The sequence below is a fragment of the Parvibaculum sp. genome (genome assembly GCF_049672805.1).
Classification (GTDB): Bacteria; Pseudomonadota; Alphaproteobacteria; order Parvibaculales; family Parvibaculaceae; genus Parvibaculum.
Genome location: NZ_JBATWS010000363.1, coordinates 1 through 9,330 on the forward strand (window position 1 = coordinate 1; position 9,330 = coordinate 9,330).

6 protein-coding genes and 1 pseudogene are annotated in these 9,330 nt (G+C 59.1%); 5 read left to right on the forward strand and 2 right to left on the reverse strand.

Going from position 1 to position 9,330, the window contains the following annotated elements; all coding sequences use genetic code 11:
• The 5 genes and pseudogenes from WBF74_RS11415 to WBF74_RS11435 all read left to right on the forward strand — a co-directional run.
• Positions 1 to 341 (forward strand): annotated as a pseudogene (locus WBF74_RS11415) (ABC transporter ATP-binding protein); the annotation flags it as partial.
• 53 nt (positions 342 to 394) lie between these two features.
• Positions 395 to 1,564: a hypothetical protein gene (locus tag WBF74_RS11420; RefSeq protein WP_424439767.1), complete on the forward strand. Its 1,170-nt coding sequence runs from the start codon at positions 395 to 397 to the stop codon at positions 1,562 to 1,564.
• Positions 1,561 to 3,321, forward strand: coding sequence for a polysaccharide biosynthesis/export family protein (locus tag WBF74_RS11425; RefSeq protein WP_424439770.1), 1,761 nt, complete (start codon positions 1,561 to 1,563; stop codon positions 3,319 to 3,321). Before WBF74_RS11420 ends, WBF74_RS11425 begins: the two co-directional genes overlap by 4 nt.
• Before the next feature lie 85 nt (positions 3,322 to 3,406).
• Positions 3,407 to 4,405 (forward strand): glycosyltransferase, encoded by a 999-nt coding sequence (locus WBF74_RS11430; RefSeq protein WP_424439773.1) that lies wholly within the window; start codon positions 3,407 to 3,409, stop codon positions 4,403 to 4,405.
• 41 nt (positions 4,406 to 4,446) lie between these two features.
• The gene (locus WBF74_RS11435) at positions 4,447 to 4,809 is read left to right on the forward strand and encodes a hypothetical protein (protein WP_424439776.1); all 363 of its coding nucleotides are present in this window, start codon (positions 4,447 to 4,449) and stop codon (positions 4,807 to 4,809) included.
• A gap of 4 nt (positions 4,810 to 4,813) precedes the next feature.
• Here WBF74_RS11435 and WBF74_RS11440 read toward each other — a convergent pair whose 3' ends face one another.
• Both WBF74_RS11440 and WBF74_RS11445 read right to left on the reverse strand, forming a co-directional pair.
• Entirely contained in the window at positions 4,814 to 6,187 is a 1,374-nt protein-coding gene (locus tag WBF74_RS11440; RefSeq protein WP_424439779.1) for an aminotransferase class I/II-fold pyridoxal phosphate-dependent enzyme, read from the reverse strand.
• On the reverse strand, positions 6,174 to 9,330 hold a 3,157-nt coding region (locus tag WBF74_RS11445; protein ID WP_424439782.1), incomplete at its 5' end, for an SDR family NAD(P)-dependent oxidoreductase. The genes WBF74_RS11445 and WBF74_RS11440, both read right to left, overlap by 14 nt.

Consider the following 9,330-nt stretch of genomic DNA (forward strand, 5'->3'; position numbering starts at 1 on the left):
CGGAAGAGTTCGCCGAGATCGGTCCCTATGTCGATATGCCGGTGCGTACCTATAGCAGCGGCATGAAATCCCGCCTTGCTTTCGGCCTCAGCCTCGCGATCGATTTTGACTGTTATCTGATTGACGAAAGCATCGGCGCGGGCGACAGGTTCTTTCGACAAAAATCAAAGAAGGTTTTTCTCGAACAATCGAAAGATCGGGGAATGCTTCTCGTCTCTCACAATGAAAAGACGGTTCGGGAGTATTGCCAGATCGGCATGGTGCTATACGAAGGGTTCCTCGTCCCCTTCGACAACATTGACGAAGCCATCGACTTTTATACCCGAAAGTGCGCTCCATGAATGACGGATCAGCCAGAAGCCGCCTCCGTGACGCTTTTGAGACGAACGACACAATGAAACGAGCCGGCGACTTCGTCAGAGACCGCGCGCGGCCCTTCCTCGAAAACGAGGTAACCGCCGTGATGAAGCTCGGCGTCTCGCGCCTGCTTTTCATCGCCATCGTCATCGTGCCGAGCGTGCTTGCGATAATCTATAATGGCTTCTGGGCAGCTGACCGCTATGTCTCGCAATCACTGATGACGGTTCGCTCGTCGGAAGCACAGATTGCGACCGCCTTTGGCGGGCTGCTGGGGTCACTCGGCGCCAACCCCGGTGCCGTGGACGGCTATGTCGTGCAGGAATATATCCAGTCGCGCGAGATCGTTGCGAAGCTGCAGGAAGAGCTCGACATCCACTCACTTTATGCGGTGGATGAGGCGGATATCTGGTCGCGTATCGCGCGCGATGCGAGCCTCGATGATCTCTACGACTATTACCTCGATCGGATCGAGGTCTATTTTGACGCGAACGCAAATGTCGTTCATCTGGATGTGCAGGCCTATCGCCCGGAAGATGCACAGAAGATTGCCCAGCTTATCGTTCGCTTCAGCGATGAGATGGTGAACCGCATCTCGCAGCAGTCCCGTCTCGATGCCGTGAAGTTTGCCCGTGACGAGGTAACGCTTGCGGAAGATCGCCTGCGCGAAAACCGCATGGCGCTTTACAAGTTTCGGAAGGAGCATGGCGAGCTTGATCCGGTAAGTTCTGCTGCCGCTATCGGCGGGATCGTTGCCAGTCTCGAAGCGGAACTCTCGCGTTACAAGACGGAGCTTGCGTCGCTGCGCAGCTATATGCGCGATGATGCGCCGCAGATTGCCGGTGTCCGCGCGCGCATTGCTGCCATCGAGCAACAGATGCGCGTGGAACGCGGCAGACTTACGAGCAACGAAGACACACCGAATATCACCTATTCGGATCTGCTGTCCGAATATGAAAGACTGCTGATCGAGGAGGAGTTCGCGAGATCAGCCTATACATCTGCTGTCACCGCGCTGGAGGTCGCCCGGGCGGACGCAAACCGGAAGCAGGCCTATCTTGTCGCTTTCGTAGAACCTTCTTTGCCGGCAGACCCTTCCAAGCCGGAGAGGCTGCTGAATATTGTTTCCGTCCTTTTGGGCGGATTGCTTGCATATGGCCTTCTGATGCTGATTGGAGCCGCAATTAGGGAGCACGCGCGGATATGAGAAAAATGCGGGGGGTGATTGCAGGCCTGATACTGATCGCCATGTCAGGAGCTGCAGTCGCGCAGAATATGGCGCTGGAACGCAGCGCCGTGCGGGCTGTACAGAACAGTGCGAACCAGCCGGACGCCATGTCGGAAGTGTTCGGCGATCCGGCAGGCGCCGAGCAGCCGCAGCCGATTGTAACGGCCCCGGCAGGGGGAGACATTCTCCTGCAGCAGCAAAGCGGCATGAGAACGGATATTCCGAACGCTATCCCGGACATGGGCGGCAATGTCCTCAAGCCTTATGGCTCGCAGATTTTCACGAATTCCACGCTGGTGGATCGCAGTGTGGGCGTCAATCCGGACTATGCCATCGCGCAGGGGGATCGCATTGCCGTGCGCATGTGGGGCGCGCGGACATTTGATGGCGTGCTCGTGGTGGACATTCAGGGTAATATCTTCTTGCCGGAGATCGGCCCCATCAAGGTTGAAGGCATCACCAACGACCGGCTCGCACAGCGCGTGCGCGCAAGCGTGGCGCAGGTGTATACGGATAATGTGAAGGTCTATACGAACCTTCTGGGCACGCAGCCGCTTGGTGTCTTCGTGACGGGCGCCGTGCCCTATCCGGGGCGGTATCCGGGCGCGAAGGATGACAGCGTTCTCTACTACCTTGCCCGCGCGGGCGGCATTGATCCGCAAAGCGGCTCTTACCGCGACATACGCGTGATGAGGGACGGGCGGGTGGTCGCCACCGTTGACCTCTATGATTTTCTCACCAAAGGGGCGATGCCGAATATTCGCTTCTCGGACAATGACGTGATCGTCGTCGGCAACCAGTTCCCCACCGTCTGGGTAAGCGGACAGGTGCGGAATGAATATCTGTTCGAGTTCCTGCCCCATGAGCAGGGTGAGGTTTCGACCATTCTGCGTCTCGCTCAGCCGCAGGCGGCGGCGAGTCACGTTCTCATTCAGGGCATTCGCGACGGCAAGCACTTCAACACCTACGTCCCGCTTTCCGAGATCGAGAATTATGGTCTTGCGGATGGTGACGCATGGGTTGTCGATGCTGACCGCGAGGCGGAAACGATTGTCGTCAAGGTGGATGGCAATGATCTCGGGCCGTCCACATTCGCGGTGCCGCGCTCCACGCGGCTTGGCGCTGTGGCTCAGCTTATCGAAGTTGACCCGGACCTTGCTGATCTCGAAGCAATCTATATTCGCCGTGAATCCGTGGCCCAGCGCCAGCGCCTCGCCATTGACCGCGCGCTTTATGAGTTGCAGCGTTCCGTGCTGACCGACAATTCGATCAGCGGAACGGAGTCGCAAATCCGCGTGCAGGAAGCAGCTCTTGTCGAGCGTTTCGTCGCGCAGGTGCGGGCTGTCGCGCCGGAAGGCCGGGTGGTTCTTGCCGGAAGCGACTGGAAAAATATGATCCTCGAGAATGGCGATGAGATCGTCATTCCGAAAAAGAGCGATGTGGTTGTGGTGTCGGGTGAGGTCAAGCTGCCTCAGACCGTGCTCTGGAAACGCTCTCTCACCGCGCGGGATTACATCAATGCCGCAGGTGGCCTGAGCAACCGGGGTGATGCAAGCCGACTTCTCGTCATGCGCAATGACGGCTCGGTCCATGATGGTTCGGCTGCAATCCGCAAGGGCGATCACATCATGGTTCTCCCGTCTCCGAATGCCAAGACGTTTGCAATCTTCCGCGATGTGGTGGAAGTGCTCTATCGCGTCGCCCTGTCAACGGCCGTGGTGCTGAACGTCGACTAGGTGCTTCGGGATGGGCCAACAGGCAGGCACCTATGCGCGCTCTTTCCGGTGTGAGGGAAATTATTCCCGCTCACCGGAAAGAGTGGTGGTTCTCACTCAGAGTGCATCGCCCACCTGCGATCTCTATTTGCGGCACCGCCTTGCGGGAAGCAGGCTTCCGGTCGCCTACTGGACACTTGGTGCACCGTGCCCGGCGCCGCTCGACGGTTCGTTTCTCATCATCGTTCGCTATGTCAACCGGCGCGCGATGAAGGAAATCGAGGAAGCTGCCTCGGGCCTCGCGGGGGTCGCCTGGTTGCTCGACGATGATATCGGCGTTGCCTGGCGTGACAGGGACCTGCCGCTTGAATACCGCATCGTCATGGCGCATTTCTGGTTGCGCTATGCGCGCCGCATCGCGCGTGTGACGAGCGAACTCTGGCTCTCATCGGATGTTCTGGCGGAGTGCTTCTCGGGCGCCGGCCCTGTGGAGCGGATAGATCCGCACCCGGAGCCCTTTCCTTTGCCCGGCATGCGTGAAGAAGGGCGGGGTCGTCCCTTGCGGATTTTCTATCACGGCCAGAAAACCCATCGCGGCGAGCGGCATTGGCTATACCCCATCATCGCTGCCATCCATGATCGCCACGAAGATACGTATTTCGAGATAGTCGGCAGGCGCGATGTGAGCAAGGTTTATCGCGATCTGCCTCGCGTCGAGGTCCGTCCACCGCTGTCCTGGCCGGATTATCTTGAGCGGAGCCGGTCTGTCCGTTTCGATATCGGGCTTGCACCGCTCCTGCCAACACCGTTCAACCAGGCACGCTCCTGGGTCAAGTATCTCGATATTGCGCGCTTCGGTGCTGTGGGCATCTATGCGGATACTGCACCCTACAGCCACGTGGTTCGGAACGGGGAGAACGGTCTTCTCTGTGCGCCTGAAAACGCAGAAGCCTGGACAGATGCCCTCGCCATGCTGGTCGAGGATCACGATCTTCGCCATCGCCTGAAAGCGGGAGTTGACTGGCCAGCCAGATTGTCCGTGCCATCGAGCCTGCGCAGGCTCATGGACGAGAAATCAGGGAGCGGAAATCAACATGTTTCATGATAGGTTGTGCGTCATGTTCGCGGAAAAATCGGGGGGTTGAGATGAAACACTTCAAACAAATCGGGCTGCTGCGCGTGGCATTTCTTCTTGCCCTGAGCCCCGCTCTGGCCGCTTGCGTCACCACGGGCGAAGCGGGCTCCACCCCCGCTTCGCAACATGCTTCTGTCGCCGCTGCGCCGAGTGATGCCGTGGCGAATTTCGCGACCAGCGCCTCTTATGGCACCAGCGGCACCGTGCAGATGGCATCCGGCAGGCAGGCAAAGGTTCAGGTGGGAGGGGAATATATTTCCGCCGCGGGTGATCGCTGCAAGCGTGTGCTTCTCACGGACCTCACATTGCGCAAGACGCAGGTAAGCGCCGTCTGCCTCACGGATAGCGGCTGGAGCACGGTCATCGGCCTCTGAGCGGTCAGCCCTTCTGCACCGGAAGCGGGCTCTCAGACAATTTCCGCATAAGCTCGGCTGTACGGCGGATCGTGTGCCGGAGCTGCTCTTCGCTGTGAGCGCTGGAGATAAAGAAACGCAGACGGGCCACCCGTTCTTCCACAGCCGGATAAATGATGGGCGGGGCGTTGATGCCTTCCTCAAAGAGAGCTTTCGAAAGACGTGCCGCCAGCAGCGAGCTTCCGGTGATGATGGGCAGAACGGATGAGCCGGTGGCGTGGCCCGTGTTCAGCCCCTCCGCCTTCGCAAGCTCCAGCATCAGCCGGCCATTTTCCTGAAGTTTCTGCACGCGTTCCGGTTCACGCTCCATGATGCGCAACGCCTCTAGTGAAGCAGCCGCAATGGGAGGCGGCATACCGACCGAATAAAGGAAGCCGGAAGCGGAATGCTTGAGCAAGGAGATCAGCGCCGCTGAGCCCGTTATGTAGCCGCCACATCCTGCAAGCGTTTTTGAGAGCGTGCCCATCCAGATATCGACATCGGCGGGGTTCACGCCGAAATGCTCGCCAATGCCGCGCCCGCGCTTGCCGAGTGCGCCAAGCGAGTGCGCCTCATCCACCATCAACAGTGCCTTGTGCTTCTGCGCCACCTTGATGAAATCGGGAAGGGGCGGCACGTCGCCATCCATCGAATAGACACCTTCGATGCAGATCAGAACCTTCTCGAACTTTCGGCGCGATCGCGTGAGCAGTTCGTCGAGGCCCTTCACATCATTATGCTCAAAGGGCTGGCGTTGCGCGCCGGAGAGCAGTGCGCCCTGCAGCATGGAATTGTGAATGAGACGATCATGCAAGATGAGATCGCGCTTGCCGAGAAGCGTTCCGATGGTCGAGACATTTGTGGCGTGACCGGAAACGAAGGTCAGAGCCGCCGGGGTGCCGTGAATCTCGGCGATCTTTTCTTCCAGTTCGCGATGCGGCGGACGTTCACCTGAAACAAGGCGGCTCGCGGAAGCGGAAGTCCCGTATTTCAGCATGGCCTGATGGGCGGCCTCATTCACCCGGGGATCGCCGTTCAGGTCGAGATAATTATAGGTCCCGAAATTGATGTATTCCTTACCGCCGATCACCGCGGTGTCGCGCGCGATCCGGTCATGCTCGAGAAAGTAGGGGCTTTCGAGATCGACCTTTCGCGCGAGATCCTGCTGCAGGGCAATCGATTGATACTCGGCGAATTTCTCGATCCGGTAATAGGCTTCGGGTATTGCAGCCGGTTGCGCAGCATCAGGCGTTGCCTCGCTGCCTGCGAGGCCTGGATGCTTCTTGAGAATGCGGCGCAGCGCCTCTTCCTTCGACTCACGTGAAAGGCGTGGTTTTTCGGGATTGTCAGACTGTGTCACGTACAAGCATGTTCTGGTCAGAGGAATTATCGACAGCGCTATCGCCGCGATTCAGGTTCTCTATATCATCATCATTCACATGTCGCGAAATGATGGTGTGAACATCAACCGGCAAGGCTTCTTCCTCAGTATCGCCGCCCTGAACCTGACGCACAATCTGCGCCGAAAGCGAATTGATGGTGCCGCCATCGGAAAGCACCATAACAGGGACATCAATGTGGAAGCGATCTTCGATGGTAAGCTTCATTTCAAGCGCCATCAGCGAGTCCATGCCGAGATCGAAGACAGGCTTGTCCCGGTCGATCTTTTCCGGCGTGAGACGCAGAACCTGTCCCACCTCTTCCAGAAGAATACCGGCAACAAACTCCATCGCTTCTGAAGCGGGCATGGATTTCACGCGTTCCAGCGCATCTTCGCCGCCACCGGCCATTTCTTCACGGCCTGCTTTCGATGTCAGTTCGGCGTAGATCGGCGACTGCAGAACGGGCAGGCCGGAGCGCAGACGCTGCCAGTTGACATCGCCTGCATAAAGATTGGTCTGGCTCCCGCTCAGCAGCTCCTCAAGGAAGCCCATCGCTTTTTCTGTGCTCAGCGGCGCGGCACCAAGCTTTGCAGCGAGCTGGTCGCGAAGGGCTTCATTGCGGGCGAGGTAACCGGCATCGCCAATGGCACCCCAGCCAATGGCCTGTGCGGGCAGGCCGAGAGCATGGCGATGCTGGGCGAGGGCTTCAAGGAAGCTGTTTGCCGCCACATAATTCGCCTGACCCGGATTGCCGAAACAGGTGGTTATCGAGGAATAAAGCACGAAGAAATCAAGCTCGCGCCCAAGGCTCGCTTCATGGAGTGTGAGTGCGCCACGCATCTTCGGTTCTATGACGCGCTGATACTGCCGGACATCAAGACTGTCGAGTGTCGCATCATCGAACACGGCGGCCGCATGAATGATGCCGCGCACGGGAATTTGCGCCGCCTCTGCTTCATCAAGAAGCGAGGTAACGGAGGCAAGATCGGTAACATCACATGCGCGCGCGATGACCTTCACGCCAAGCGATTCAAGCTCGGCAATCGCCGCTTTGGCTTCATCGCTTGACGGGCCGGAGCGCCCTGCAAGCACAAGGCCGCCCGCACCCTTTGCCGCAAACCAGCGCGCCGTGGCAAGGCCAAATCCCGACAGGCCGCCAGAGATGAAGACGGATGCGTCTGGCCGGACGGTGAAGTCCTTCACCTTCTTCGGCGCGGCCGCGACGGGAGGTTGCGGCGGACGAATAACAATCTTGCCCGTATGGCCGGATTTCTGCATCAGCCGGAATGCGTCCGAGATCCGTTCGGCGTCAAACACGCGATAGGGCAGGGGCTTATAAATGCCTGCTTCAAAACGGCGGATGATATCTGCAAAAAGCTCTTGTGCGAGCGCGGGCCGCTCCACCATGAGCTGATCGGCATCAATCCCGAAATAGCTGAGATTGTTGCGGAAGAACTTCAGGCCGATGCGATTGTTCTCGTAGAAATCGCGCTTGCCGAGTTCAAGAAAGCGCCCGAAGGGACGAAGCAAGCCGAGATTGCGATGGATGGCTTCGCCCGCAAGGGAGTTCAGGACAACATCCACGCCCTCGCCATTCGTGACGCGCATGATGTCGTCGGCAAAGTGGAGGGAGCGCGAATCGAAAATCCGCTCTTCAGGAACGCCGAGCTTGCGCATCAACCGCCGCTTCTCGGGCGTACCGACAGTGACGAATATCTCTGCGCCAAGATGACGGGCGACCTGAATGGCCGCGAGTCCGACGCCGCCAGCCGCGCCGTGAATGACAACACGTTCGCCCTTGCGCATGCGCGCCAGATAATCGAGCGCGTACTGCACGGTGAAAAAGGCGGTGGGGATTGTCGCAGCTTCCTCAAAGCTGATCTGCGTCGGCTTGGCGATGGCCGCCTTGGCAGGCGTCACGATATGGCTGTTGAAGCAATCCGGCGCAAAGCAGATGACTTCATCACCGGGACGAAATTCCGTGACGTTCTTGCCCGTGGCGACAACGATACCTGCCGCTTCCATGCCGAGACTTGCGCCGGCGAAACCGGCTTCGAGCGCTTCTTCAGGCAGAACGCCAAGCGCATACATGACATCGCGATAATTGAGGCCAGCCGCGCGCGGTGCGACAACGATGTCATCATCACCCGGACGCGGCTGAGAGGTGGGAGACCAGGCAAGCGAGCCAAGACGGCCGGATGTGAAGCCGAGCCGGAGCGAAGATGCCGGTTCCTGCGTCGCTTCTTCAACCACCCGCAGACGCGGCGTGTAAGCGCCATCCATACTGATGACGAGTTCCGGCTCCGCATTCTTCTCCAGCAGCGAAGCCGCAAGCCGCGCTGCAAGCGCGATGCGTTCCTCCCGTGTGCCCATGAGATCGATCATGCGAGGACGGATTTTGGGAACTTCATTGGCGATAACGCGGCCAATGCCCCAAAGCGGTGCCTGAACAAGATTTGTATCGGGGCTGGCACGGAAGCTCGATGCATTCGTCGTCACGATGTGGAGACGCGGCATCGGGTCGAGTTTCACCTTCGCCATGCTGCGCGCCGCCAGCAGTGTGCGCCAGCCGGGTCGGGCATCATTCGAGATGTTGCCAACCAGCACCACGCCCTGCAGCGCAACACCGCTCTCCTTGATGGCTTCGTATGTTTCCGTCCACTGCTCTTCAAGATCGGGATCGATAACGAGTGCCTCGCCGCCCTCAGTCGCCTGCGTATGCGCCTCAATGACGAGAGCACCCGCTTCGTGCAGGCGCGCTGCCACCGCTTCGGCGCAGGGGGCATCATCGGAAGCCGGATTGAAGACAATGAGCCAGCCCGCTTCTGCGGCCTTGTCCGGCCTGTTCGGATGGCGGGGTCTCATCTCCTGCGCAAGCGGCGCATCGGCGATGAAAACATTGCAGCAGCCTGCCCGCAACGTCTGGATGTTGCTGAAGCCATCGTCTTCGAGGTCAGCGTAAACGGACTCGCCAGAAAGTGTTGAGTCTTCCTTGGCCTTACCGTGAAGCGCGAGCGAAATCCACTTCGCGGGAAGAGCGTCAGAGGCAAGGAGCAGGCCACCCGGCGCCAGCACATCGCGGATATTGGCACGCAGGAGAGAGGTGAAACCTCCCATGGTC

Coding starts and splice junctions, on each gene's coding strand:
- WBF74_RS11420 (WP_424439767.1), top strand. CDS start 395: ATGAAACGAGCCGGCGACTTCGTCAGAGACCGCGCGCGGCCCTTCCTC.
- WBF74_RS11425 (WP_424439770.1), top strand. CDS start 1,561: ATGAGAAAAATGCGGGGGGTGATTGCAGGCCTGATACTGATCGCCATG.
- WBF74_RS11435 (WP_424439776.1), top strand. CDS start 4,447: ATGAAACACTTCAAACAAATCGGGCTGCTGCGCGTGGCATTTCTTCTT.